22 protein-coding genes and 1 tRNA gene are annotated in these 23733 nt (G+C 52.6%); 8 read left to right on the top strand and 15 right to left on the bottom strand.

Annotation, left to right across the window (positions count from 1 at the left end):
* Positions 1–122 precede the first annotated feature (122 nt).
* The 3 genes from GJ746_RS05495 to GJ746_RS05485 form a co-directional block, all read right to left on the bottom strand.
* The gene (locus GJ746_RS05495) at positions 123–785 is read right to left on the bottom strand and encodes an HAD family hydrolase (protein ID WP_154679276.1); all 663 of its coding nucleotides are present in this window, start codon (positions 783–785) and stop codon (positions 123–125) included.
* A 93-nt stretch (positions 786–878) separates the two neighbouring features.
* Positions 879–1748 (bottom strand): DMT family transporter, encoded by an 870-nt coding sequence (locus GJ746_RS05490; protein WP_154679275.1) that lies wholly within the window; start codon positions 1746–1748, stop codon positions 879–881.
* 422 nt (positions 1749–2170) lie between these two features.
* Complete coding sequence (locus GJ746_RS05485) at positions 2171–2977, bottom strand: sulfite exporter TauE/SafE family protein (RefSeq protein WP_154679274.1); 807 nt, start codon at positions 2975–2977, stop codon at positions 2171–2173.
* 101 nt (positions 2978–3078) lie between these two features.
* On the opposite strand from GJ746_RS05485, the gene GJ746_RS05480 reads away from it, so the two are divergent.
* Positions 3079–3861, top strand: coding sequence for an AraC family transcriptional regulator (locus GJ746_RS05480; RefSeq protein WP_154679273.1), 783 nt, complete (start codon positions 3079–3081; stop codon positions 3859–3861).
* A 21-nt stretch (positions 3862–3882) separates the two neighbouring features.
* Here GJ746_RS05480 and GJ746_RS05475 read toward each other — a convergent pair whose 3' ends face one another.
* Genes GJ746_RS05475 through GJ746_RS05465 form a run of 3 tightly spaced genes read right to left on the bottom strand, consistent with a single transcriptional unit; the run spans position 3883 to position 8002 of the window.
* The gene (locus GJ746_RS05475; protein ID WP_154679272.1) at positions 3883–5670 is read right to left on the bottom strand and encodes an aryl-sulfate sulfotransferase; all 1788 of its coding nucleotides are present in this window, start codon (positions 5668–5670) and stop codon (positions 3883–3885) included.
* A 23-nt stretch (positions 5671–5693) separates the two neighbouring features.
* On the bottom strand, positions 5694–6437 hold the full coding sequence (locus tag GJ746_RS05470; protein WP_154679271.1) for an ABC transporter ATP-binding protein: 744 nt from the start codon (positions 6435–6437) through the stop codon (positions 5694–5696).
* Positions 6434–8002 (bottom strand): ABC transporter permease, encoded by a 1569-nt coding sequence (locus GJ746_RS05465; RefSeq protein ID WP_154679270.1) that lies wholly within the window; start codon positions 8000–8002, stop codon positions 6434–6436. Before GJ746_RS05465 ends, GJ746_RS05470 begins: the two co-directional genes overlap by 4 nt.
* A gap of 223 nt (positions 8003–8225) precedes the next feature.
* On the opposite strand from GJ746_RS05465, the gene GJ746_RS05460 reads away from it, so the two are divergent.
* Positions 8226–9293, top strand: coding sequence for an ABC transporter substrate-binding protein (locus tag GJ746_RS05460; RefSeq protein ID WP_154679269.1), 1068 nt, complete (start codon positions 8226–8228; stop codon positions 9291–9293).
* Here the strand turns inward: GJ746_RS05460 and GJ746_RS05455 are convergent.
* The gene (locus GJ746_RS05455) at positions 9290–10234 is read right to left on the bottom strand and encodes a LysR family transcriptional regulator (RefSeq protein WP_154679268.1); all 945 of its coding nucleotides are present in this window, start codon (positions 10232–10234) and stop codon (positions 9290–9292) included. The genes GJ746_RS05460 and GJ746_RS05455 overlap by 4 nt on opposite strands.
* A 331-nt stretch (positions 10235–10565) precedes the next feature.
* Between GJ746_RS05455 and GJ746_RS05450 the strand changes: the two genes are divergently transcribed.
* Positions 10566–11129 (top strand): NlpC/P60 family protein, encoded by a 564-nt coding sequence (locus GJ746_RS05450; RefSeq protein ID WP_154679267.1) that lies wholly within the window; start codon positions 10566–10568, stop codon positions 11127–11129.
* 61 nt (positions 11130–11190) lie between these two features.
* Here the strand turns inward: GJ746_RS05450 and phoE are convergent, their stop codons facing one another.
* Positions 11191–12243 (bottom strand): phosphoporin PhoE, encoded by a 1053-nt coding sequence (gene phoE, locus GJ746_RS05445; RefSeq protein WP_154679266.1) that lies wholly within the window; start codon positions 12241–12243, stop codon positions 11191–11193.
* 290 nt (positions 12244–12533) lie between these two features.
* Between phoE and proB the strand changes: the two genes are divergently transcribed.
* From proB to GJ746_RS05430, 3 genes are all read left to right on the top strand, one after another.
* Positions 12534–13637 (top strand): glutamate 5-kinase, encoded by a 1104-nt coding sequence (gene proB, locus GJ746_RS05440; RefSeq protein ID WP_154679265.1) that lies wholly within the window; start codon positions 12534–12536, stop codon positions 13635–13637.
* A gap of 10 nt (positions 13638–13647) precedes the next feature.
* Positions 13648–14901 (top strand): glutamate-5-semialdehyde dehydrogenase, encoded by a 1254-nt coding sequence (gene proA, locus GJ746_RS05435; RefSeq protein WP_154679264.1) that lies wholly within the window; start codon positions 13648–13650, stop codon positions 14899–14901.
* A 111-nt stretch (positions 14902–15012) separates the two neighbouring features.
* Positions 15013–15088, top strand: a tRNA-Thr gene (locus GJ746_RS05430).
* A 459-nt stretch (positions 15089–15547) separates the two neighbouring features.
* Here the strand turns inward: GJ746_RS05430 and GJ746_RS05425 are convergent.
* The 4 genes from GJ746_RS05425 to GJ746_RS05415 are packed head-to-tail and all read right to left on the bottom strand — an operon-like array spanning position 15548 to position 16774.
* On the bottom strand, positions 15548–15751 hold the full coding sequence (locus GJ746_RS05425; protein WP_012542743.1) for a hypothetical protein: 204 nt from the start codon (positions 15749–15751) through the stop codon (positions 15548–15550).
* Positions 15748–15924, bottom strand: a complete 177-nt coding sequence (locus GJ746_RS25205) for a hypothetical protein (RefSeq protein ID WP_012967825.1) — start codon at positions 15922–15924, stop codon at positions 15748–15750. The genes GJ746_RS05425 and GJ746_RS25205 overlap by 4 nt, the downstream gene beginning before the upstream one ends.
* Positions 15925–16260, bottom strand: a complete 336-nt coding sequence (locus tag GJ746_RS05420; protein WP_041165403.1) for a hypothetical protein — start codon at positions 16258–16260, stop codon at positions 15925–15927.
* Positions 16253–16774: a hypothetical protein gene (locus GJ746_RS05415; RefSeq protein WP_154679263.1), complete on the bottom strand. Its 522-nt coding sequence runs from the start codon at positions 16772–16774 to the stop codon at positions 16253–16255. Before GJ746_RS05415 ends, GJ746_RS05420 begins: the two co-directional genes overlap by 8 nt.
* A gap of 1680 nt (positions 16775–18454) precedes the next feature.
* On the opposite strand from GJ746_RS05415, the gene GJ746_RS05410 reads away from it, so the two are divergent.
* Positions 18455–18745, top strand: a complete 291-nt coding sequence (locus tag GJ746_RS05410; protein ID WP_032453058.1) for a hypothetical protein — start codon at positions 18455–18457, stop codon at positions 18743–18745.
* A 206-nt stretch (positions 18746–18951) separates the two neighbouring features.
* Here GJ746_RS05410 and GJ746_RS05405 read toward each other — a convergent pair whose 3' ends face one another.
* The 3 genes from GJ746_RS05405 to GJ746_RS05395 all read right to left on the bottom strand — a co-directional run bounded on the left by GJ746_RS05405 (position 18952) and on the right by GJ746_RS05395 (position 22224).
* Positions 18952–19575, bottom strand: a complete 624-nt coding sequence (locus GJ746_RS05405; RefSeq protein ID WP_154679262.1) for a recombinase family protein — start codon at positions 19573–19575, stop codon at positions 18952–18954.
* A 374-nt stretch (positions 19576–19949) separates the two neighbouring features.
* Complete coding sequence (locus tag GJ746_RS05400) at positions 19950–20867, bottom strand: hypothetical protein (RefSeq protein ID WP_023325102.1); 918 nt, start codon at positions 20865–20867, stop codon at positions 19950–19952.
* Positions 20868–21021: 154 nt separating this feature from the next.
* Positions 21022–22224, bottom strand: coding sequence for a site-specific integrase (locus GJ746_RS05395; RefSeq protein WP_154679261.1), 1203 nt, complete (start codon positions 22222–22224; stop codon positions 21022–21024).
* A 328-nt stretch (positions 22225–22552) separates the two neighbouring features.
* On the opposite strand from GJ746_RS05395, the gene GJ746_RS05390 reads away from it, so the two are divergent.
* Positions 22553–23722: a tyrosine-type recombinase/integrase gene (locus GJ746_RS05390; RefSeq protein WP_154679260.1), complete on the top strand. Its 1170-nt coding sequence runs from the start codon at positions 22553–22555 to the stop codon at positions 23720–23722.
* Positions 23723–23733 lie beyond the last annotated feature (11 nt).

Genomic DNA, 23733 nt, shown 5'->3' with positions numbered 1-23733 from the left:
CCCCCGGGGGGGACCTGATATCGCGACATTCCCGGAGGCGGCGCAATGCGCCTGTCCGGGCTACCCAAACAGCACGAAAAAGTAGCCCGGGTACGGCGTTTACGCCGCAACCCGGGGGAAAATCACAGCCGCCACTCCAGCACCGGCCACTGATGCTGCGCATTCGCCGCGATTAACTGCGGACAGGGATTGACCAGCCTCACGCGATCGGCGTGCAGGCACAGCGGCAGATCGTTGATCGAGTCGGTGTAGAAAGTCACCTCGCCCGAATATTCAGGATGCGCCTGTTGCCACTGCTCAAGACGCACCACTTTCCCCTGCTGGTAGCTCGGCGTACCGGCAATAACGCCACTATAGCCGCCATCAACCATCTCGACGTCAATCCCCAACGCCTGTTCGATGCCGAGCTCCGCCGCGACCGCCTGCACCAGCAGGCTTACCGACGCCGAGATAACCAGCATCTGCTCATCTTTAGCCTGTAAAGTACGAATCAGATCCCACGCCTGGGGATACACGCGCGGCATAATCTCTTCACGCACGCAGCGCGCCAGCAGCGTGTCCACTTCCTGCTTTGATACGCCAATTAGCGGCGCCTGAATCAGAGCCACATAATCGGCGATATTCATTTCGCCGCGATCGTAGTCCTCCATCTGCTGCGCTTCACGCGCCAGGTAACCCGGATCGTTTACCCAGCCCTCGCGTACCATAAAGCGGCTCCATAGCGTACTGCTATCGCCCTTAATTAACGTATTATCCAGATCGAAAATAGTCAGCGTTTTGCCCATCGTTTAATTTTCCTTATCAGCGCCAGCGTCTCGCGAGAGCATGCGCAAGAAAAATGACAGCAGGATGACCCGGGCAAACGCCCGGGTTATTGGCTATGCGGCGCTGACTTTCGGCGTGCGAAAGACCAGCATAATTCCGCCAAGGATCGCCACCATGCCGACAATCGCCGCCCAGGGCAGTCTGTTCCCCAGCAGCAGGTAATCCAGCAGCGCGGTAATCACCGGCACCAGATAAAACAGGCTGGTGACGTTAACGATATTACCGGCGCTCAGCAGCCGGTACAGCAGCAGCTGGGCCACAACCGAAATCAGCAGGCCAAGAAACAGCACCGGGATGATAAAGCCGGCGCTAAAGCGAACATCAAAACCGCTGACCGGCGTCATCAATACGCATAAAAGCAAGCTCACCAGATATTGTAGCGGCAGAACGTCCACCGGCGCCTGGCGGCTGCGCTTTTGCAAAATGGCGCCAAAGGTCATCAGCAGCAGAGCGGCAAGGGCAAAAACAATGCCACTAACCGCCATCTGCGAAGCCGATAAGCTCCGCCATACCAGCAGAACCAGTCCCGCCAGCGCCACCAGCAGGCCCAGCAGCCGGGTGCCCTGCAGGCGTCGTTCAACAACGCAGAGGGTAAGAATCGGCTGAATGCCCATGATAGTGGCAATCAGGCCCGGCGTTACGCCGTGGGCCATCGCCTCAAAGTAGCAGACGGAATAGCCGCCAATCAGCATCAGTCCGGTGGTGGCGACCTGCAGTCGCGTACCGCGCGCCGGTAGCCAGCGTTTGCGCAAAATGACGAGCGGTAGCAGCGCCAGCAGGGCTATCAGAAAACGGAAAACCAGCAGCGCCATCGGCGAAGCGTTATCCAGACCCCAGCGGGTAAAAATCGCGGCGCTGCCCCACAGCAGGACAAAGGTCGCCGTTGTCGCCTGCGAGGCGAGCAAAGCATATCGAGAATGCATAAATGTGTTCCAGATCCTGAAGTTGTAGCGAGTGGTACTCATGATTAACGAATACCCTGACGTTCGGAGATCAGACTCCGGCGACTACCATTTCAGGAGGCGGGGGACAGGCGCAGGAAAACAGGCGGCGAGGTGATAATGCCATTCGGCCCGCCGGTAAATCAGCGCAGGAGGCAAAATGTCCTGGGATTATAATCTGCGTCACGGGAAGCCCCTGTTAATAAGAGTGCATGAACATTAGCATGGTTAACGAAAAGTTTACAAGGCAGCGCGGCCTGGGGAATGTGCCAGGATTCACGCGTCAGTGCGGCTTTTTCCCGGGTCGCGCTGCGCTTACCCGGGCTACGGCCCCTTGCACCACGGGAGGTGTCCATATACGGACAGGTGCGCAGCACCGCCTCCGGGAAGCCGCTTTCCCATTATCACCACATGCTCATCACCAGCAGGACGGCTATCAGCAAGAGCGGATAAATGCGCACATGCCAGCTATCCGGCAAACGCGCCAGCCAGCGGGAGGCGATTTTTAATCCCAGCCAGCTTCCTGCCACCAGCTGCGCCGCTGCCGACAGCCAGATATTGCCGACAAACCCAGCCGGTAACGTCACCGGCGATAGCCATGCCGTCACCAGCCAGGTGAGCGTCGCCGTTGCCGCCAGCGGCAGCGTCAGCACGTTGGCCATCGCCGCCGCTTCGGACATCTGCACGCCCCGGCGGCGCATCAGCGGAACGGTCATCACGCTTCCCCCTACGCCAAGAAAAGCAGCGATCAGGCCGATGACGCCGCCTACCGCCAGCTCATGGGGTGCCGTCGGCATCACCCGGCTGACGGGAGGAGTTATAAATCCGGCGCGAAAGTAGCAATCGACAATCGTCACCAGCAGGTAAATAACGAACAGCCAGCGGATCCACTCGCCATTGACCAGAAGCGCCAACAGCACGCCAGTGATTCCGCCAACGGCAATGCCGGTGAGCATGACCCAAAGGCGACGCCAGCTCAGAGTGCCGGTGCGCGCGTGCCGCCAGGTTGCCAACAGCGCGGAACAAAGCATCACCAGCGCCGAGGTGGCGACGGCGATTTGCATCGCCTGCTGCCCGACTGCGCTTTGCGCCCCCCACGCGCCGGTCACCAGTAAATAGAGCAGCGGAACGGTAACGAAACCGCCGCCAAAGCCAAAAAGCCAGGTGGTCACGCCGGAAAGTATGCCGCACAAAAAAAGCCAGTCGCTCATTAGAACGCCTCCACAAAAGGAGGTAACGATATAGAATAAGATCGTGGCCGGCTTACGCTTTAAAGCCAATCTATTACGAATTTCAGCCAGGGCTAGTTTTTATGCGCAACGTTGCAATTAATGACGTCGACCACCTCCCTCGCCGGGTGCTGGCGCTGGGTAGCGACTATCCGCCGAATACGCTGCTGGAGCGTCATAGCCACCGGCGGGCGCAGTTTCTGTACGCGATGAACGGGTTAATGAAGGTGGAAACGGATGACGGCCAGTGGCTGGTCCCGCCCTTTAGCGGAGTGTGGATCCCGGCGACGAAACCGCACCGCGTCTGGATGCCCGGCGTCAGCACCCACAGCCTCTATATTGATGCGCAGGTCGCCCCGCGTGATAGCGAGCGCTGCGAAGTCTTACAGGTTTCTCCGCTAACCCATCAGCTCCTGCTGGCCGCCTGCCAGCTACCGCTGCTGTATGAAGAGAGCGGGCGCGACGCCGCTTTGATTGAGCTGCTGCTTTACGAACTGCGCGCCGCCGCGCCGCTGCCGATGTTTACCCCGCTCCCGCAGAATAGCCACCTCGCTGCGCTGTGCGGCGATTTTCAGCGCCAGCCGACTATCCGCAGTACGCCGCAGCAGTGGGCGCACAAAATGAGCAAAAGCGTACGCACCTTTAATCGTCTGTTTCGCCAGGAGACCGGGATGGCCTTTTGCGCCTGGCGTCAGCAGGCGTGCCTGATGTACGCCATGACTGCGCTGCGTGAAGGGCGTTCGATTACCGAAGTCGCGCTAACTCTGGGCTATGAGTATCCCGCCGCTTTTACCGCCATGTTCCGCAAAACGATAGGCTGTTCCCCCATGGTCTTTATCCGCCAGATGAACGGCGGACCGGCATAAACCAGTCCGCCTGCAAGCGGATCACAGCCCCGCGCTGCTCAACCAGTCGAACAGATTTTCCAGCGAAAGCTGCGCAGGCGCGCGCGATGCTGGCTGCCCCGGTTTTATCAGCAGCAGCGCCGGCAGGCCGCGCACGCCGAGGTCGCTCGCCAGCTCCTGATGCTGGTCGGCATCCAGATAGCGGGTATTAAGCTGAGCAATCCGCGGGCCAAGCTTTTCATGCGCCAGCAGCTGCCAGAGCTTGCGGCAGTGCACGCAGCGCTCCGCGCCAACGAACAGCAGCACCGGTCGTTCGCTCTCCAGTTCGCTCGCCGCGCTTATCGGCGTGAACGCGCTTTCCGCGACGCGGAACAGCTTCGGACTGCGGCGCAGGGTATCGTTATCGGTTGCCACGCACAGCGCATCGGCGCTTTTACTGTACGGCTGTACGCCCGCCACCCGCACTACGCTTTGCGCCGGTCCCGCTTCCGCCGCCCCCGGCTGGCGGAGGGTACGCACATCCACCTCCGCGATTGGCGTCTCCTGCGGCTGCGCCAGCTGCGGGATCCACGCGTAGGGAATACGGTAGGCGCGATAGACCATATTGTTGTTCAGCGTCTTGCCCCAGAACGGCGAAATATATTCCCAGACAATTTCGTGGTCGCGGGTCACTTCGAAAATGCGTCCGTTCGATCCTTCATTAATCAGGGTATTGCCGTTTTCCAGGCGCTGCATATTGCTGATATATGGGCTGTAGAAGCGGTATGAATCGGTGGGCTGCGGCAGATCCGCTTCATAGGGCGAGTAGCGCCATTCAATATCGAGAGTTAGCGGGTTGATCTCCAGGATCCGTGAATAATCGCGCCAGGCGTTTTTCACTCCGTCCGCCGACGCCGGGTTCGGCGCGCCGTATCCGGCCCAGCCGCCGTTATCAAAAATCAGGATATTACCCGCACCCGGCAGCCCCTGCGGGATCATATGCGCATGATGTTGGCCGATGATCCAGCCGATGTGCTTCAGCTCAGGTTTGCTGTAGTCCGGGCCGAGCTGCCAGACTATTTTGCCGCTCTGCTTATCGATAATGGCGATAATGTTGGATTCGCGGGCGTCCCAGATAATGTTGTCAGGATGGAAGCGCTCATCGCCGGCGTCATACCACTTATTCGGCCCCAGCGCCGACATCGAGTTGATATGCATCCAGTCGCCCATACCGCCGCCGCTGGCGCGCATGTTCGGGTTGTTGTACAGCGAGGTGCGCGCCGCGTCGTCGAAACCCAGTTCGTGAAAATGATCGCTGCAGCGCCACTCCCACACCACGTTGCCCTGCCAGTCGACTTCAATAATGGTGTCGTCCAGCAGCAGCTTGTCGGAGATCGCTTCATTAACCAGATTGGTGTGGGCGAGGATCAGGGTATTGCCGCCATCCACCTGCGGCTCCAGCCCCGGCGCGTAATAGCCCACCGGGTTGCCTGCGCGCTGATAGTCATGATGCGCGCGCGCCATCCAGCGCGTTTCATTGCCGGGATCGCTCACCTGCTCATAGCGATCGAATTTCCAGGTCACGTTGCCTTCCCAGTCCACCTGGATCAGATCGAGCATATCCTGCATGCCGTAGCGCGGATCGCGCTCGCCGCTATGGCCAAGGATGGCGCCGCCGGGCAGGATTTTATTAGGAAACCCGTGCAGTTCAGGCCATTCGCGCACCACGTGACCGTTCATATCCACCAGCACCGCGCCGTGTTCGGTGGCCTGGAAAAGGGTGTAGCCGCTCCAGGCGCGCTGCGGATCGTAGAGTGTGGCGCCTGTCGGGTAGACGGAAGGATGTCCCATATGTTGCTCCTTAAATTAAAGAATCAGGCAGAAGTAATCAGATTACGAATCTGGCGGCAGGCGGCGGTAAACGAAGCATCATCGCGCTGGCGCGGATGGGGCAACGCCAGGCTTACCACCTCCCGTATCCGCCCCGGACGCGGCGAGAGCACAACGATCCTGTCGGCCAGGACGACGGCCTCTTCCACATCGTGCGTCACCAGCAGTGTGGTGGTTCCTGCGCTTTGGTGGATCTGTAAAAGTTCCTGCTGCAGGGTGTGACGCGTCAGGGCATCCAGCGCGCCGAAAGGTTCATCGAGCATCAGGATCTGCGGACGGGCCACCAGACCGCGGGCGATGGCAACCCGCTGGGCCATACCGCCGGAGAGCTGCGCGGGCAGCGCATTGGCAAACTCGCTTAGCTGCACGCGCTCCAGCATTTCCAGCGACCGCTGGCGCTTCGCCGCCCGGCTGAGCTTTTCATCCGCCAGGCCGAGCATCACGTTGTCGATCACGTTAAGCCACGGGAACAGACGCGGCTCCTGAAACACGATGCCGCGCTCTTTACCCACGCCGGTAACCGGCTTACCGTTGATGCGAATTTCGCCCTGGGTCGCTGGCTCAAGGCCCACCAGCATCCGCAGCAACGTCGATTTACCGCAGCCGCTGCTGCCCACCAGCGCCACCAGTTCACCGGCGGCGATATCCAGGCTGAAATTCTGTAGCGCCGTCACCTGTTGCCAGGATTTACGCACATGGCGAAAAGAGACCAGAGTCGAAGATGTCATAGCTGCTCCTGTAGGCGCCAGCGGGTGGCGCGCATTTCCAGTAAACGTCCGGCTTTATCCAGCGCCGCGCCGGTGATACCGACCAGCACCATGCCGCAGAGAATGGTGGGCATATCCAGCAGCTGCTGGGCGTTGATCATCAGGCTGCCGATGCCGACGCCGGAGGACATGAAATATTCCGCGCCGATATTGCCAAGCCAGGCGTATATCAGCGCCAGCCGCAGACCGGCGAAGATCCCCGGCGCGGCGCCGGGAAGAATGACCCTGCGCAGGCGCGCTAATTCGCCCAGGCGCAGTACCCTGGCCACTTCATCAAGCTGCGGATTACGCTGCAGCACGGCCTGCAGGGTGCTGAAGAACATCGGAAAAAACGACGCCAGCGCGATAAAGACGATTTTGCCGCCGTTATCATTGCCCACCCATGCGGTCAGCAGCGGCAGCCAGGCAAACAGGGCGATATGGCGCAGCACGTTAAGGGTAGGCGTGAAGATTTGTCCGGCGCGCGGGCGCAGCGCCAGCAGCACTCCGCAGAGCAGGCCGCCCGTAATCCCCAGCGCGCCGCCGATAAAGGCCCGTCCGAAACTGGCCAACATCGCCGTAGTCAGCTCCCCGCTCAGGATGCCCTGAATAAAGCGCACCGCTACCGCCAGCGGCGAAGAGAACAAGGCTTCATCAATCCAGCCTGACTGGCTGGCCAGCTGCCACAGCGCCAGCAGAACCAGCGGCAGCTGCAGCGCCCGCCAGCTGGCCTGCGGTTTCCACGCCAGGCGTCCGGCGGCAGGCTGCGGCCAGAACACCAGCCGGGAACAGGCCCGATTCGCCGCCCACTCCATCAGCATGCCGCTCAGACCGACCACCGCGATGGTGACAAAGACGATATCCAGCTGAAACAGCTGGCGGCCCCAGACCATCAGGTAGCCAATGCCTTCTGAAGAAGCCAGCAGTTCCACAACGATAAGCGATACCCAGGCCTGCGAGAGCGCCAGACGCAGGCCGGTAAACCAGCCCGGCAGGCTTGCCGGGACAACCAGCCAGCGCAGCCGCTGCCAGCGGGAAAAGTTCATCACCCTTGCGGCTTCGCTCAGAGTCAGCGGCACGCTGGCCACCGCCTGCTGGGTGTTGATGGTCATCGGCACTACGGTAGTTTTGACGATAACCGCCAGCTTGAGGCCGTTATCGATCCCGAACAGCACCATAAATAGCGGGATCCAGCCCAGCGTCGGGATTTGCGCCAGCGCGTAGAACAGCGGCTCCACGCGCTGCGCGGCGGCCGGGACCAGGCCGAACAGCGCCCCGAGCAGCGTGCCGGCAATGGCCCCCAGCAGCAGGCCAAGCGCCAGATGCTGAAGGCTGAATCCCCATTGCGCCAGCAGATCCCCACTCAGCAGCGACAAGGCGGTATCGGCAACCACCGATGGCGCGGGCAAAATTTGCTCCGGCATCCATCCTTCACGGGCGGCGATGTACCACAGCAGCAGCAGTAATGCCGGCAGCAGCCACGGCCAGCCGTTAAGCCTGAAGCCCGGCCTGCCGGGAGCATCGGTTCTTAAGATCATCTGCGACATATCGGTCCACTTTTCGACGAGTTATGCCGCTATCAAAACGTGACTCACGCGGCGCCGCCATTGCGTAAGGTGAATAATCCCGATGCATCAAATGCATTTCAGCCTGGCGAGCGCGCGGCCTCTGATTTAGCTTTTTTTCACCAATGCTTGGCGAATAAAAGCATTTAACACGCTGCCAGTCGGCTCTTTAGGGTGAGAAAAAAACTCAGGGGAGCAATAAGTTATGATGAAAGCATTTTTTAGCCGTACCTTGCTGGCGCTGGTGGCGGTCATTGGCCTGGCAGCCAGCGTCCAGGCCGAAGCGCTACGCACTATCCGCATCGGCGTGCCGGATCAGAGCGCGGGCAGCAAACCGTTTATCGAAGGTCCGGTCGGCATGGCGTTTATCCGCCATCAGCTGGAAGAGGTGTTTAAACCGCAGGGCGTGGAAGTGCAGTGGCAGTTTTTCAAAGGTGCCGGTCCGGCGGTCAATGAAGCGTTAGCCAACCGCCAGCTGGATTTTGTCTACCTCGGCGATCTGGCGGCGATTATCGGTAAGGCCAATGGCCTGCCGACGCGCCTGCTGCTGGGCAGCCGGGGTTCGGAATCTTATCTGGCGGTGACCAAAGCCTCGGGAATTAAAACCCTGACCGATCTGCAAGGCAAACGGGTTGCGGTTTATCGCGGTACGGCGGACCAGCTGGCCTTTGACCGGGCGCTGCAAAGCGTTGGCCTCAATGAGCGCAGCCTGCAGGTCATCAATCTTGACTGGAATGCCGGCAAAGCGGCGCTGGCGGCCGGTCGCGTCGATGCGGTTTGGGGTGGCGTTTCGCTGCTGGCGCTACGCGGCGATAAGATAGAGGTGGTCGTAAAAAGCGGCGACTCGGGCCGCCAGAACACCACCCAGGCCGGATTTCTCGGGACCCAGGAGTTTATTGCAGCATGGCCGCAGGCTACGCAAGAGATTATTAATGTGCTGGTAAAAAATGCCGCGGAAATCAGCGATCCGGCCAATCGTGACGCCTGGTCCGCCGAGATGGCGCAGCAAAGCCAGATCCCGCAGACGCTGTTTCTGCAGGAGCTACAGCCGCAGGAGCTGAACTTTACCACCTCGCCGCGCATCGACCCGTTCCTGACCGCCAGCTTTAGCAGCAGCGTCGAGCAGGCTAAATCCGGCCGCCTGATCCGCAGCGCTTTTGACGTCAGCCAGTGGGTGGACGGCCAGTTTGTCGAGCTGGCGCTGAAAAACCAGAAGCTGGAAAACCACTGGCCGCAGTACGACGCTAAGGGAGAGGCGAAAAACCCAGGCTAGCCCTTCTCCTCTTGCGCCAGCAGCTGTAGCTGATGCTGACGATCGGTATGAAGGATAATCTCAATCAGCTTCTCAACCAGCGGCGGCTGAACCGCGTGAACCGGAGAGATAATAGCAAACCGGGTCTGCATCAGCCGCCACTCCTCAGGCAGATCGCTAAGTTCCAGCTTAACCAGCCGATGGCTATGCTGGCACAGGGCGAAGCCATCCTCACTGGCGAAGCTTATCGCGTTAGTCTGCGCCAGAGTGGAAAGCAGCGCGTAGATATGGTCACACTGGATCGTCGGTGAAAAGTCCTGCTGCTGGCTAAGGGTCGCCAGCACCTTACGTACGCCCGGCGGCAAATAGGGCGCGGCAAAAGGATAGCGCAGCATCTCCTGGATAGAGACCGCCCCCCGTTTTGCCAGCGGATGTTCGGCATGGCAGACGAAGAAACAGCGCTGAGGGCTGAGCGGCTGTACGCGCAGCTGCGGGTCGAGCTCTGCCTGCCAGCTATCGGCAACGACAAAAGGATAGTGCTGAGAGGTTAGCACCTGATGCAAAGCAAGCCAGTTATCGATTTGAAAACGCACCCTCGCCTGCGGCAATTGACGGTGAAACTCGCCGATGGCGGCAGGGATCAGCTTCGCGCCGGGTGCCGGACCGCAGCCAAAGGCGACCTCGCCGTTCTGCGCATCATCCGCTTCGCGCAGCTGGCTGCTGAGCTCGACGTTCAGCTCCTGAAAGCGGCGGGCGTAAGGCAGCAGCTTTTGCCCGTGCAGGGTTAGCGTCGGCAGCTTACTCTGCCGATCAAATAAAGGATGGCCGACGCTCTGTTCCAGCGCCTGAATGCTGCGGCTGAACGCCGACTGCGACAGGCATACCGCCTCCGCCGCACGATTAAAACTGCCTAACTCAACCAGCGCCACAAAGTTGCGCAGTTGGCGAAAATCCAGATGCATTGGTCTGCCCTATTCTCTCTGTTATGGCACAAAAGTAATGGAGGGCGGCCTGGCGGCGCAATGCCGGGATGATGAGGATCTTTCACCTTGCGCGATATCTGAGTCGTTTAGCTACCTTCATAATTTGTGAAATATTGTTTCATGAAGAAAAAATTTATTAATAAAGAACCGATCTGTTTTAGCGGTAATAAGCGCCGTTGATTCTCAAATCGCGATCGAACATATATTAGTTACGTAAGGTTTCGTAAATTTTGCGTTTGGTCATTCTGAGGATGTAACGAATCGGCTATAAAAGAACACGGCCCGTTCTCATGTGACGAAAAACAATGATATGAAGCCCAAACTCTCTCACGCGCTATTATTCGTTCCTTTTTTGTTTTTGGCAGGATGTTCGTCCTCATCTAAACCGCATAAAACCGTCGCCCAAAATAGTCATTCGACTATTGACGGCGGTTCCGATGACCTGATCCCGGTAATTGCCGCTCTGCACGACCAGATGCACACCTGGGAGGGAACGCCCTATGAATGGGGCGGGACGGAGCAAAGCGGCGTCGACTGCTCCGGCTTTGTCTGGCGAACGCTAAAAGATCGCTTCAATCTGCCGATGGAGCGTATCACCACTCGCGAACTTCTGCATATGGGAGAGCGCGTTAACCCGCGACAGCTGCGGCCGGGTGACTTAGTCTTCTTCCGTATTAAAGGCGGCATGCACGTCGGCTTCTATGATACCGAGCGTAATTTCCTTCATGCCTCTACCAGCCAGGGCGTTATGCGCTCCTCGCTGGATAATCCATACTGGCAATCGGTATTCTACCAGGCGCGACGTCTACCGAAAGAATATAACGCTCAGATAACGATGAATAACGATAATCTCCATCTGGCGAAGAATCGTTAATCACTCATAATAAAGCCGCCCTGTCACCACGGCGGCTTTATTGTTGCTTAGCGACGATGACTTAGAACTGGTAAGTCATACCAACTGCGACTATATCGTCATCGTTGATACCGAGCTTATTATTGCTTTTCAGCTGGTTGATTTTGTAATCAACAAAGGCGTTCATGTTCTTGTTGAAGTAATAGGTCACGCCAACATCAATGTAGTTAACCAGATCTTCACTGCCGATGCCCTCGATATCCTTGCCTTTTGACAGCACGTAGCCCAGGGACGGACGCAGACCGAAGTCGAACTGATATTGAGCCACGGCTTCAAAGTTTTGCGCTTTGCTGGCAAAACCGCCGCTGATTGGCGTCATTTTGCGAGTTTCTGAGTACATGGTCGCCAGGTAGATATTATTGGCGTCGTATTTCAGGCCGGTCGCCCAGGCTTCCGCTTTTTTACCCGTTCCGCGGGCCAGACGGTTCTGATCGTCAGTACGGTCGGAGCTGGTGTAAGCCGCGCTAACGGCGAAATCGCTGCCGCCGAAGTCATAGCTTAAGGCGGTACCAAAGCCGTCACCGTTCTGTTTCTTAGCTTCACGGCCTTCATTTTTGCCCTGATATTGCAGAGTCAGATCCAGACCATCAACAACGCCGAAGAAGTCAGTATTACGCCAGGTGGCCAGGCCGCTGGCGCGCTTGGTCATAAAGTTATCGGTCTGCGCGGAAGAGTCGCCGCCGAACTCCGGGAACATATCGGTCCAGGCCTCCACATCGTACAGCGCGCCGAGGTTACGACCGTAGTCGAACGAGCCGTAGTTTTTGACTTTCACACCGGCAAACGCCAGACGCGTTTTCTGCGTGGAGTCGCTTTCGGTTTTGTTGCCGGAGAATTCAGATTCCCAACGACCGTAGCCGGTCAGATCGTCGTTAATCTGCGTTTCGCCTTTAATGCCGAAACGAACGTAGGTCTGGTCGCCGTCTTTGCTGTCATAGTCGCTCATATAGTGCATCGCTTTGACTTTGCCGTAGACGTCCAGCTTATTGCCGTTTTTATTAAATACTTCTGCCGCCTGGGTAGCCGAAGAAGCAATAAGACCCATCATCATTAATGCCAGTGAGCTCTTTTTCATTATTCAGTCCTGGTGATTTATTTATACGCGCTAATCAATTCCGGGCGGAAGCCCTGTCAAAAACTGCAGGTTTTTTAACGCTCTAATATTAAAAATTTATGACAACATGGAACTTTTTATAAAAAAGGGTATTTAAATATTTCTTTCATGAATGTGTCACACTTTCCCGCCAGAATGCCCGATCCGCGCAATGAAGTGGTTGGTCCATGACGCCAGGTGTTGGCAAGCGGGCTCACTCCTGTTACAACATCAATTCGATATCGAAACTCCTTTTTGAACGGCAGAGAATCATGAGTGATAGCCAGACGCTGGTGGTAAAACTGGGCACCAGTGTTTTAACGGGCGGATCCCGCCGCCTGAACCGCGCCCATATCGTTGAATTAGTGCGCCAGTGCGCGCAGCTCCACGCAATGGGCCACCGAATTGTGATCGTTACTTCCGGGGCAATCGCCGCCGGACGTGAGCACCTCGGCTACCCGGAACTGCCCGCGACCATCGCGTCGAAACAGCTGCTGGCGGCGGTCGGCCAGAGCCGTCTTATCCAACTGTGGGAACAGCTGTTTTCTATTTATGGCATCCACGTTGGCCAGATGCTGCTGACCCGCGCCGATATGGAAGACCGCGAACGTTTCCTCAACGCCCGCGATACCCTGCGCGCGCTGCTGGATAACAACATCGTGCCGGTCATTAATGAAAATGACGCCGTGGCAACCGCCGAAATTAAAGTCGGCGATAACGATAATCTTTCGGCGCTGGCGGCTATTCTCGCGGGCGCCGATAAACTGCTGCTGCTGACCGATCAGCAGGGCCTGTTCACCGCCGACCCGCGCAACAACCCGCAGGCCGAGCTGATTAAAGACGTGTACGGTATCGATGACGCCCTGCGCGCTATCGCAGGCGATAGCGTATCGGGTTTAGGTACCGGCGGTATGGGCACTAAGCTGCAGGCCGCCGATGTCGCCTGCCGCGCGGGTATCGACACTATCATTGCAGCCGGTAGTCGTCCGGGGGTGATTGGCGACGTGATGGAGAGGATTTCCGTTGGCACCCGTTTCCATGCGCAGGAGTCGCCGCTGGAAAACCGCAAGCGCTGGATCTTCGGCGCGCCGCCGGCGGGTGAAATTACCGTTGACGCCGGCGCTACAGAGGCGATCCTCGAGCGCGGCAGCTCTCTGCTGCCAAAAGGGATTAAAACCATTACCGGCAACTTCTCGCGCGGTGAAGTGATCCGCATTCGCAGTCTCGAAGGCCGCGATATTGCGCACGGCGTCAGCCGCTATAACAGCGATGCTTTGCGCCGCATCGCCGGACATCACTCGCAGCAGATCGATGCCATTCTGGGCTATGAATATGGCCCGGTTGCCGTCCACCGTGACGATATGATTATCCGTTAAGGAGCTGAAAATGCTGGAACAAATGGGCATTGCTGCCAAAGCGGCCTCATACAAACTCGCGCAGCTCTCCAGCCGCGAAAAGAACCAGGTACTGGAAAAGATTGCCGATTATCTTGAAGCGCAGACCGAAGAGATTCTGCGCGCTAACGCTGAGGACCTGGCAGAAGCTCGCGCTAACGGTTTGAGCGAAGCGCTGCTCGATCGCCTGGCGCTCAACCCGTCGCGTCTGAGCGGGATTGCTAACGATGTTCGTCAGGTTTGCAGCCTGGCGGATCCGGTCGGTCAGGTGATCGATGGCGGCCTGCTCGACAGCGGCCTGCGCATTGAGCGTCGCCGCGTGCCGTTGGGCGTGGTTGGCGTGATTTACGAAGCGCGTCCAAACGTTACCGTCGACGTCGCCTCTTTATGCCTGAAAACCGGCAACGCGGCGATTCTACGCGGCGGTAAAGAGACCTGGCGCACCAATGCCGCCACGGTGAAAGTGATCCAGCAGGCTCTGCAGGAGTGCGGTTTACCGGCAGCCACCGTCCAGGCGATTGAAAGCCCGGATCGCGCGCTGGTGGGCGAAATGCTGAAGATGGATAAGTATATCGATATGCTGATCCCGCGCGGCGGCGCAGGTTTGCACAAGCTGTGCCGCGAGCAGTCGACAATTCCGGTGATCACCGGCGGGATTGGCGTATGCCATATTTATATCGACCACTCCGCTGACGTTACCGAAGCGCTGAAGATTATCGTTAACGCCAAAGTGCAGCGCCCGAGCGCCTGCAACTCGGTCGAAACGCTGCTGGTGCATCAGGATATTGCCGAACGCTTCCTGCCTGCGCTGAGCAAACAGATGGCGGAAAGCGGCGTCAGCCTGCACGCCGATGCGGCTTCCCTGCCCGTGCTGCAAAACGGCCCGGCAAAGGTAGAGCCGGTGAAAGCGGAACAGTATAACAATGAGTACCTGTCGCTGGATCTGAACGTTAAGGTGGTAGCCGACCAGGATGAAGCGGTAGCGCATATTCGCGAACACGGTACCCAGCATTCAGATGCCATCCTGACGCGCACGCTGGGCAACGCGAACCGCTTTATCAACGAGGTCGATTCCTCGGCGGTATACGTCAATGCTTCTACTCGCTTTACCGACGGCGGCCAGTTCGGCCTCGGCGCGGAAGTGGCGGTCAGCACTCAGAAGCTTCACGCTCGCGGCCCGATGGGTCTGGAAGCGCTGACGACCTATAAGTGGATTGGTTTCGGCGACGATACTATTCGCGCTTAACGCCAGCAGGTGATGCAAAAGTAGCCGTTTGATTCGCAAGGCCATTGACGCATCACCTGGTTAGTTTTAACCTTCTAACCCGTACTTACGCCAGTAAGCACGTCTTGCAGGGCCGATATAGCTCAGTTGGTAGAGCAGCGCATTCGTAATGCGAAGGTCGTAGGTTCGACTCCTATTATCGGCACCATCACGTAAAAATCCTTATAAATCAATAAGTTAGACTTAAAAATCTGTCTTTTATTCATCTATAAGAATCGGTAAATCATCCCTCATAACTGCCGTTATGGTTGATATGGCAATTGGGAATGTTAACTGTAACGGCCTGTAGTTGTACAGCTCGAACAGGTACAAGCTCAACTCGAAGCCTATGACGTTGCCAGCGTCTCTAATCAATCCCAACACTTTTAACCGTTCCACACTTAGCGCGGTGTCCCGTAACAGCCTGTCGTGATGACACGCCACGGATAAACGAGCAAATGATGGGAATCCTAACCAGTCCGGGAAAGGGGCTGGCTCTCTCGTGGTGTTCACCGTGCCATAAACGAACGGTACTCGATAAGAGAACGGTTAACTGAAAGATGCGCATAAGGCGCTTGTTATGGTGTCCCATCACGGCGCTAAATGGCTGCTATTGTCTTTAAATCACTCATGCCGATTCAATCAGGTGAGCCAATGCCAGCAATCTCACGCGCTGCTCTGATAATCCGCCCAATTTGTAACGTCCCGCGAGTTCATAACCTACTCTGTCCAGCTTCTGTAGCATTGGGACAGGAATATTCAGGGCGAGATTTTGAGTTAACGGAATTGCATCCCCTTGAGACTTCAGAGGATTACACGGATAAAGCGTCATTCAAGCCTCCTGAGCATCTCACCGATTGCCAGTGTTAAACGCTGGTCTTCTGATACCACACCTTGACCAATCTGTTCAGAAAGCTTTTCCAGCTTTGTGATAAGCGATGGATGCAGCGTCATCAGAAGATTACAACTTACTTTCTGACCATATTCATTGAAGAGTTGATTCATTTACAGCCCTCCCATCGACTGAGCAACTTCAGCCGCTTCTGAGGCTGCTGTTATGGCTTTGTTTCGTTTTGTCTGTGCTTCGAGGATTCGTACAGTTGCATCACGCTGCAAGCGGGTGACCTTTGAAGAAGCCGCTTTCAGAATCCCGTCACAGAACGCTTTATGCTGGTTACTCATAGCGCTGGTGGCCTTAACGTAATCAGCGGGATTGATACCTATAGCTTCACAGAAAGGCTGTACAGCGTCGATGGCAGTCACTGTATGACGTTGCATTAACTGAGCCTGTAAAGTGGCAATCTGAGCCTTGTAAGCGGCTTCAGTGACTTTGTTAGTCATTACCCACCTCATCGGCTACAATCACAGACAGATAGGATTCAAACGGTTTGATTCCCGATAACGCTTCTTCAGCCTGTTTCACCAATACATTGTGAGCATGGATGGCATTATTTACCTTATTCGCTTTCTCAGTGATTCCTGCATCAACAAATTTCTCAGCGGCTTTCTTACATGCCTTTTCAATCTCAGCAAGCGGGTTATGTTTTGGTGACTGCTGTAATGGTACAAACTTGATAAATCCAGCGCCCATTTCATACACAATATAATTCTCATTCATCATGTTCTGAATAATGGTCTGTACCATCGCTGGGTGTGTAACCTGTCGGATTCTGAATCCATAATCTTCGACTGGCTGAGACATTAGTTGCTTAGTCTTGACAGCAATAAGAGTATCTTTATTCAGGCTGTCTGCGTTGTAAATATCCTTTGCATCTTCGATATTTTCCAGTGCAGCTTTAATTTTGGGGGTGAAATGTGATTCGATTTCAATTCGTTTCTGTGTAGGACTATTCATTATTAACGCTCTCGTGAAATTCAGATGCAAAAATACACCACACAGGCCGTCTTTTACGTAACCCGTGTAGTGTCATCTGGAATGTGTAAGGGGGTTGGCTGACCTGTCCCGAGGAAGGGATGCCACAGGAAAGCCATTAATTTGTCAGGAAATCAATCCAATATACAAATGTTAACATGTTGTTAAATTCTGTCAAGGGGTTTCAGTTTCTGACAGATAGCCTTGATAACTTCGTATCTTCTGGTTTTTGTCATCATACGAGGTGGGGTGTAACCAGAGGGAGGTGTAATCCCTGTTAATTCGGAGAGGCTCTTATACTGCATGTAGAATTGATGTGTCTTTTCCGCTACGATAGTAAAGTACTTCTTCATTCATGTTAATACTCCTGAAACAGGAAAGGTCACCCCCCCCATAATAAAACCTGAGAAAGTGACCTTCCAGCTATTCTCATCTATCTAAGACCCTGTTGACCGATTTTGATAAATGAGTATTACTGTATTATTATCATACGTAACTGTGTTTTTGTCCAGTGGTATTATGTTATTACTGAAATTGATGGATGGTTATTATTGGTGGGGTGGGTGGTATGGCGAAAAAGCATATTTAGCACTTTTTGCTATTGACGGATTTTTTACGATTGATATAATGCATTAAGACCTTTATAGATTATCTTTATAGTTTTCTGATTATCACTAATTGAATACTACAATAAGAAAATGGCTTACGCCAAAAGCCATTAAAATCTTATTATCTCTTCAAAGATACTTAATCAATACCTTTAAAGATTACTGTTAAGATGTGGAATCACCAATCAAGGAATTATCCTTTCAACATTCGCATGGCTTCGCGTTGTCATGCTCTTGCTTTCGCCTTGTAATCTATTCAGATAGCCTATCAGAACCCCTGTATGCCATTCTGAAGCGTTCCTAATATCAACCTACATTCTCCCCTCAAGGCCCATCATAAGCCCTCAGAAAGCGCTAAAATAGCTCAGGTTACAATTGCATCAAACCATTGCGTTTGATATAATAATCAACCTGTTAGAGATGAGTTCTCTTTGAGTTGTGGGAATATCTGGTGTCGTTGCTTAAGCCCCCGTTGAGTCGGGGTAGCTTGAGAGTTCAACTAGTCCAGCCATATCTAAAGAGATTTATCAAATGGCAGACATTCACAATAAGAGCGAAGACTAAACACCCCCAAATTGTTGAGTCACCTCACCTACAGCAATATTGTGAATTGCAACTTTTCAGACCTTCCCATCTGTTAAGCCATAGACAATCCATCACGGTGAAAAGGGTTCCTTCCCATCAAGCGTTAATCGCTGGTGGGCTGAATGATTTTCCACACCGGAGACTGGAAGAATGAAACCTACTGTACAGACATCAAACCGATTTTTGTTTCTTACCGGAAACGAAGACTTCACCATCCGAAAAACTGCTGCTGCAAAGATTGCCAGAGCACGCGGTCAGCGTTTCTTTGTTCACATCTGCAAGAGACATGGTGCTAGTGAACATTACTCAAGCTGCATGGCTTGTGTTGAATGCCAGAAACAATGGTACAGGGATAACGGTAAGCATAAGCCGGATCCAGACATCAAACCTTTCATCTCAGTTTACCCACTGGTTAAGATGACTTTCAGAGGGTTACAATTCCCTCAGATATTCTCTTAAGGGCCTCTCAATGGATGACGAAAAATTACACACCTACCTTAAAGCTATTGGTATGGGGTGCTTTGTGACGTATTACAGCAAGTTTGCCAACACCACCATTTCACGTGCTGACCTCATTGAACTGCTGCATACTCAGGAAGGATACACAGAAAAAAGCTGTGGGAGCCGCACCAGTAAAGCGAGAGCAATCATTTCCGCAGGGGCAAGTGAAGAAGCACTAAGGCTAATTATTGCGTCTAATCGTGTTAACGATGATTTAAGGGATGAGGCCAGAAAATTACTGATGAAAATTTTTCCGTAAAATCAGGGTATCACTCGTTATTTTCGGCCTTCATTGATTGCTGGAACATATCTGTGAAGGTCTGGAAGATTTGATGAGCAGATGAATACCTGCTTAGAAGGCGAACCTGAGAAAGTAGCGTTTAACAAGCACTTTTTTGACATATCTGCAATGAAATCAATTAGAAAGCCCCACACAAAGCAGGGCGTGACTCTTAACAAGTCAAATTAAGCCATCTCTTTGAGGCTCTTACTGACCTTTGCCACCGTTGCCCTTGAGCAGCTCACCGTTTCCATTACGTCACTGTAGGACATACCAGCCTGTAACAGCCTGGCTATTCTCTCATTACGCTGTGTGTCCTCTGGACGACCTTTGTACTTACCGTCTGATTTGGCCTTTACGATGCCCTGAGCCTGTCTTCTTTTACGGTCTGTGTAATCTTTTCTGGCAATAGCAGCGAGCATGTCCAGCATCATCCCGTTTAACGCCTCAAGCATCCTGCTGGTGAACTCATCTCCTGACTGAATAAGCTGGTGGCTTGTTGGCAGGTCTAAGGCAACCACTCTAACGCCTTTCTCATTAATCAGTGACCGTAACTTGTTCCAGTCTTCACCGCTCAAACGTGACAGACGGTCTACCTGCTCGACTAACAGAACATCTCCCTTCTGTGCAATCTCAAGCAGTCTGAACAACTCAGGACGCTGTAGCGATGCACCTGATTCATTCTCTGTGAAGTAGCTTGAAATGGTCATACCGTTGGCTGTAGCGAACTCATCCAACTGACCTTTGGCGCGTGTTGCGTCTTGCTGAGTGGTGGAAGCTCTGAGGTAAGCATAGACACGTGAAGTCATGATAGTGAACCGTAGTAGTCTGTTTAAGGTGGTTCAATTATATCAGTCTGTTTTGCGTGGTTCAATAAATCATTTTTGGGGTGAACTGGTTCAGTAAATCGGTGCCTCTTGAGGTATACCTTAACCAGACTGGAAACAGTGTGTAAATTACCAGTAGTTCACTGTAATCACCACAGAACAGAAAAATGGCTTGAGGTCAGGACTGGCAAGCCATCGAAGAAGAAAATATGGGGTGTGAGAAAACTGTTAATCACTGTTAAAACAAAGAATAACCATTCAAGTTAATCAGTGTACGCGGGACATTGATGTATAACTATGCACTTTTCATGAATGAAAAAGAAAGGCCGTCAGATAATAGCGGCCTTAACTTGATGTCAGACAGGAATGTTAAAGTAATGGCAAAGCGCATTGGTAAGAACAGCAGGAGCCACTGCGCCAGCGATTTTAAGCCCTCCAGTGAAAGCCTTTCCCGTCATCTTACCAATCCAAGCCCCAAAGCCCTTTTCAACTTCACCTTTTGAAGTCGGTTTATCAGTCTGTTTAACAAGCTGCTCCAGTTCTATGACATCAGCATCATCCAGCCCATGCTCTTTTAGCTGACGCGCAAGGGAGTTAAAATCACCTGAAGTAATACTGTTCTGTTGGTGAATATCTCCTGTATTACCAGCACCAATAGCGCCAGCATTATGCACGTTGCCGTTAAAGTTATTAATATTGTTAACAGTCATTGTTGCAGCCTCTCTTTTCTCTGCTTGTGAGAATAATAAACCTTCGCCTAAAATCCCTTTACTTTCTAATAATAGGGCCCAATCAAGTATCTTTGATTTCACATTGGAAAGTATTTTTGTAATCTGTGCTGGATTTATGCTCCATGCAAGGCGAAAATCACAATCGCTCGCCTGCTGTAAAAAGTTATATTGCACAGGGGGTAAGTCACTGTATAAAGTCTGATTACTTTTAGCGAACTCTACTAACATAGAAACAGAGTTGGTGAGATGTAATGTTGTTAGAATTTCATAAACATCACGGTGATTTTCACTCATATCACCCAACTGAAATGGAATCCACCCAGCATATGGGTTATAGGCTCTAATAGGAACGTTTTTGATAACCCTGTATGCAGGGAGAGAATCAAATGAAGGATAACCATTTATCTCGTGCTCAAGCCAGTCTGAAATATCTTGTAAGCCAAGTTTTACTGATATCATTTTGGCTCGTGAAAGCAGCTCTTCAATATCTGTAGAGCTTGAGCTTGCAATGTCTTGTAATTTCAAGACGGGGGAATTGTTCATAGGCCACCACTTCTCGTGTAGTAGAGGGTTCATTTTAGCTAATGGTTCACAAAGTGTAACCAGTTTTTACGTTGATTGCCTCTATATCCACATGCTTTTTCAGTGACAAGCTTGAACCGCCAGCCAGAGAAAGCACTGACTGCTGAAGGTCAAGTTACAGGTCAAAATTGACCTTTTCCACGTACTGAGCAAGCTCTTTGAGTGAAGCCCCTTGACTGTAAGTCTTGAAAGACTCTGTACTCCCCCTCTCGTGGCCTACAAGAAGCGCTATCCGGTCTTCAGGCACTTTGAGGCGGTCAAGTTCGGTGATGAACATCCCACGCAACGAGTGAAAGACTTTCCGCTCCGTTTCCTTCTCGCCTAAAGCCTTTCTCTTTGCTCTGGTGAATTGCTGTGTATGCCATGTAGAGCGCTTACCATCAGCCCTGTCTGTTAACGCTGCATGCCTGAAAAGAAACGTATCAGTATGGTTTTGAATCAGCGTGTCAATAAGTCCGTTAATTGAAGGATGAACGGGAACTAATCGGGCTGCATTCTTTGTTTTGCCTTTTGAGATGCGTAAGCACCTTACGTTTTCCTCTGTAACAATATCATCAGTGATAAGGCTACAAATTTCATTCAATCTCATCCCTGAATAAAGGCCGATTAAGGTTACCTGTTTCATCTCATCATTGAGTAACCTAAAGACTTTGCTTAACTCAGAAATAAGGAAAGGTTCATAACTATCATGTGAACTTTTGGCCTCTAACCTGTGCCCTCTGAAAGGATTATCTTTAGGTGCATCGTGATAACGATTCTTTGCAAAATCGAATAGTTGAGCCAGTGCGCTTATATAGTTTTGTAGCGTTTGAGTTGCTTTCTCTTTTTTCAGTTGGTCAAGCCATCCGGTTACTACCGTTCTGTTAATATCCTGAAGCTGTGAATCACGTTGCTTAATGTGAGAAAGTATTAACTCAACGGCTTTAGTTATCTTTGATAGCGTTGTTAGTTTGCGTTTATCGCTATATTGCAGCAAATAAAGGTCACGTATTTGTATCAGTGTAGGACAACGCTCTATATTAGCCCCGTAATTCACTGGTGATTCCTTTGCAAAGTTGCTGATACCACGTAGTTCATTGATTATCTGCTCAACCTTTGAGCCGTTTTGTTTTGGCTTAAGCTGTTCCCTTAGCTTGATGAACTCTACCGCTACAGCATCCCTGAAAAGCCTTGCTTGCCTGATATCTTTGGTGGCTGTGGATTTCATGTAGTAGCGCTTACCGTTGAAGTAAGGCTTCATGTAGGACGGTATAACGATTCGCACCATGTAAACCCCGCAATGGTCGAGAATCAGATATCTGTCACGCTTGTAAGTCATGTAAACCCCTGATATTTTGTCGGGGCAGTTTCAGGGTTGATATATACCTTTTGTTGCTGGTGAAAAGTCTAATTAACTAAGTTTAATCAATCAGTTAGCTAGGCTTTGTAGATAATTCATTAGAGTCTGCGAAGGTCGTAGGTTCGACTCCTATTATCGGCACCATCTCAAATTCCCCAAACGTCCGTATTCATCCATAAATACCCTGATTTATAACGATTTTACCGCTTTTTAGTCCATCATCGTCCGTAACCATCCAGTAGAATCCGATACAGAATGTGTATAGGATTGTGTATATGTTCCTGTTCGGTCTTGGATTCCTATACACATGCCTTTAAACGATATGCAGATTCGCCGCGCTAAGCCTGAAGCTAAAGCCTATACACTTGGAGATGGGCAAGGGCTGTCATTGCTTATAGAACCTAATGGAAGTAAGAGCTGGCGGTTCCGTTATCGTTTTGCCGGTAAACCAAAAATGATCTCGCTGGGTGTATATCCGACGATCACACTTGCAGATGCCCGTTCTCGTCGTGATGATGCCCGAAAACTGGTAGCCGAAGGGAAGAATCCGAGTGAGGTTCGTAAAGAGCAGAAGATCGCTTTGCAAACCGAGTCTGAAAGCGCGTTCGAAAAGATAGCCACAGAGTGGCATCAGATGAAGTCAGTCAAGTGGTCGGCAGGATATGCCTCAGACATCATGGAAGCATTTCAGAACGACATCTTCCCTTATGTAGGGGCGAGACCAGTAGGTGAAATTAAACCGCTGGAATTGCTTAATGTACTGCGCAAAATTGAGAAACGTGGTGCATTAGAGAAAATGCGTAAAGTTAGGCAGCGTTGTTCAGAAGTGTTTCGCTACGCAATTGCAACGGGTCGGGCTGAGTACAATCCTGCGGCTGATCTCTCCAGTGCCCTCGAAGTACATCAATCCAATCATTTCCCGTTCCTAAAAGCTGATGAGATACCTGATTTTCTGCGTGCCTTAGAGGGTTACTCGGGGAGTAAGCTTGTCCAGGTAGCAACGAAATTACTGATGATTACGGGCGTGAGAACCATCGAATTACGCGCGGCATTATGGCAAGAATTTGATCTGGATAACGCTATTTGGGAAATTCCTGCCGAAAGGATGAAAATGCGCAGGCCGCATCTTGTTCCATTGTCGACCCAAGCGTTAGATTTACTCCATGAGCTTAAGACTATGTCAGGGAACTATCGTTATGTTTTTCCAGGACGAAATGATCCTAACAAACCTATGAGCGAGGCAAGTATCAACCAGGTTATCAAACGTATTGGTTATGCAGGTCGAGTTACAGGACATGGATTCAGGCATACATTGTCAACAATTTTACACGAAAAAGGATTTGAGAGTGCATGGATTGAAATGCAATTAGCACATGTCGATAAGAACAATATTCGTGGGACTTATAATCATGCTCAATACTTAAATCGTAGAAGGGAAATGATGGATTGGTACTCATCATATATTTTTCAATGCTAGCCGGGCTATCA

Origin of the sequence: Klebsiella oxytoca (assembly GCF_009707385.1) — a bacterium.
Lineage (GTDB): Bacteria > Pseudomonadota > Gammaproteobacteria > Enterobacterales > Enterobacteriaceae > Klebsiella > Klebsiella oxytoca_C.
Note: the sequence above shows the minus strand (reverse complement) of the source record. Positions and strands in the feature narration are given on the sequence as shown.

What these genes read in the sequence shown, in the direction of transcription:
- GJ746_RS05495 (WP_154679276.1), bottom strand. Translation starts at nt 785, where the DNA reads ATGGGCAAAACGCTGACTATTTTCGATCTGGATAATACGTTAATTAAG.
- GJ746_RS05490 (WP_154679275.1), bottom strand. Translation starts at nt 1,748, where the DNA reads ATGCATTCTCGATATGCTTTGCTCGCCTCGCAGGCGACAACGGCGACC.
- GJ746_RS05485 (WP_154679274.1), bottom strand. Translation starts at nt 2,977, where the DNA reads ATGAGCGACTGGCTTTTTTTGTGCGGCATACTTTCCGGCGTGACCACC.
- GJ746_RS05480 (WP_154679273.1), top strand. Translation starts at nt 3,079, where the DNA reads ATGCGCAACGTTGCAATTAATGACGTCGACCACCTCCCTCGCCGGGTG.
- GJ746_RS05475 (WP_154679272.1), bottom strand. Translation starts at nt 5,670, where the DNA reads ATGGGACATCCTTCCGTCTACCCGACAGGCGCCACACTCTACGATCCG.
- GJ746_RS05470 (WP_154679271.1), bottom strand. Translation starts at nt 6,437, where the DNA reads ATGACATCTTCGACTCTGGTCTCTTTTCGCCATGTGCGTAAATCCTGG.
- GJ746_RS05465 (WP_154679270.1), bottom strand. Translation starts at nt 8,002, where the DNA reads ATGTCGCAGATGATCTTAAGAACCGATGCTCCCGGCAGGCCGGGCTTC.
- GJ746_RS05460 (WP_154679269.1), top strand. Translation starts at nt 8,226, where the DNA reads ATGATGAAAGCATTTTTTAGCCGTACCTTGCTGGCGCTGGTGGCGGTC.
- GJ746_RS05455 (WP_154679268.1), bottom strand. Translation starts at nt 10,234, where the DNA reads ATGCATCTGGATTTTCGCCAACTGCGCAACTTTGTGGCGCTGGTTGAG.
- GJ746_RS05450 (WP_154679267.1), top strand. Translation starts at nt 10,566, where the DNA reads ATGAAGCCCAAACTCTCTCACGCGCTATTATTCGTTCCTTTTTTGTTT.
- phoE (WP_154679266.1), bottom strand. Translation starts at nt 12,243, where the DNA reads ATGAAAAAGAGCTCACTGGCATTAATGATGATGGGTCTTATTGCTTCT.
- proB (WP_154679265.1), top strand. Translation starts at nt 12,534, where the DNA reads ATGAGTGATAGCCAGACGCTGGTGGTAAAACTGGGCACCAGTGTTTTA.
- proA (WP_154679264.1), top strand. Translation starts at nt 13,648, where the DNA reads ATGCTGGAACAAATGGGCATTGCTGCCAAAGCGGCCTCATACAAACTC.
- GJ746_RS05425 (WP_012542743.1), bottom strand. Translation starts at nt 15,751, where the DNA reads ATGACGCTTTATCCGTGTAATCCTCTGAAGTCTCAAGGGGATGCAATT.
- GJ746_RS25205 (WP_012967825.1), bottom strand. Translation starts at nt 15,924, where the DNA reads ATGAATCAACTCTTCAATGAATATGGTCAGAAAGTAAGTTGTAATCTT.
- GJ746_RS05420 (WP_041165403.1), bottom strand. Translation starts at nt 16,260, where the DNA reads ATGACTAACAAAGTCACTGAAGCCGCTTACAAGGCTCAGATTGCCACT.
- GJ746_RS05415 (WP_154679263.1), bottom strand. Translation starts at nt 16,774, where the DNA reads ATGAATAGTCCTACACAGAAACGAATTGAAATCGAATCACATTTCACC.
- GJ746_RS05410 (WP_032453058.1), top strand. Translation starts at nt 18,455, where the DNA reads ATGGATGACGAAAAATTACACACCTACCTTAAAGCTATTGGTATGGGG.
- GJ746_RS05405 (WP_154679262.1), bottom strand. Translation starts at nt 19,575, where the DNA reads ATGACTTCACGTGTCTATGCTTACCTCAGAGCTTCCACCACTCAGCAA.
- GJ746_RS05400 (WP_023325102.1), bottom strand. Translation starts at nt 20,867, where the DNA reads ATGAACAATTCCCCCGTCTTGAAATTACAAGACATTGCAAGCTCAAGC.
- GJ746_RS05395 (WP_154679261.1), bottom strand. Translation starts at nt 22,224, where the DNA reads ATGACTTACAAGCGTGACAGATATCTGATTCTCGACCATTGCGGGGTT.
- GJ746_RS05390 (WP_154679260.1), top strand. Translation starts at nt 22,553, where the DNA reads ATGCCTTTAAACGATATGCAGATTCGCCGCGCTAAGCCTGAAGCTAAA.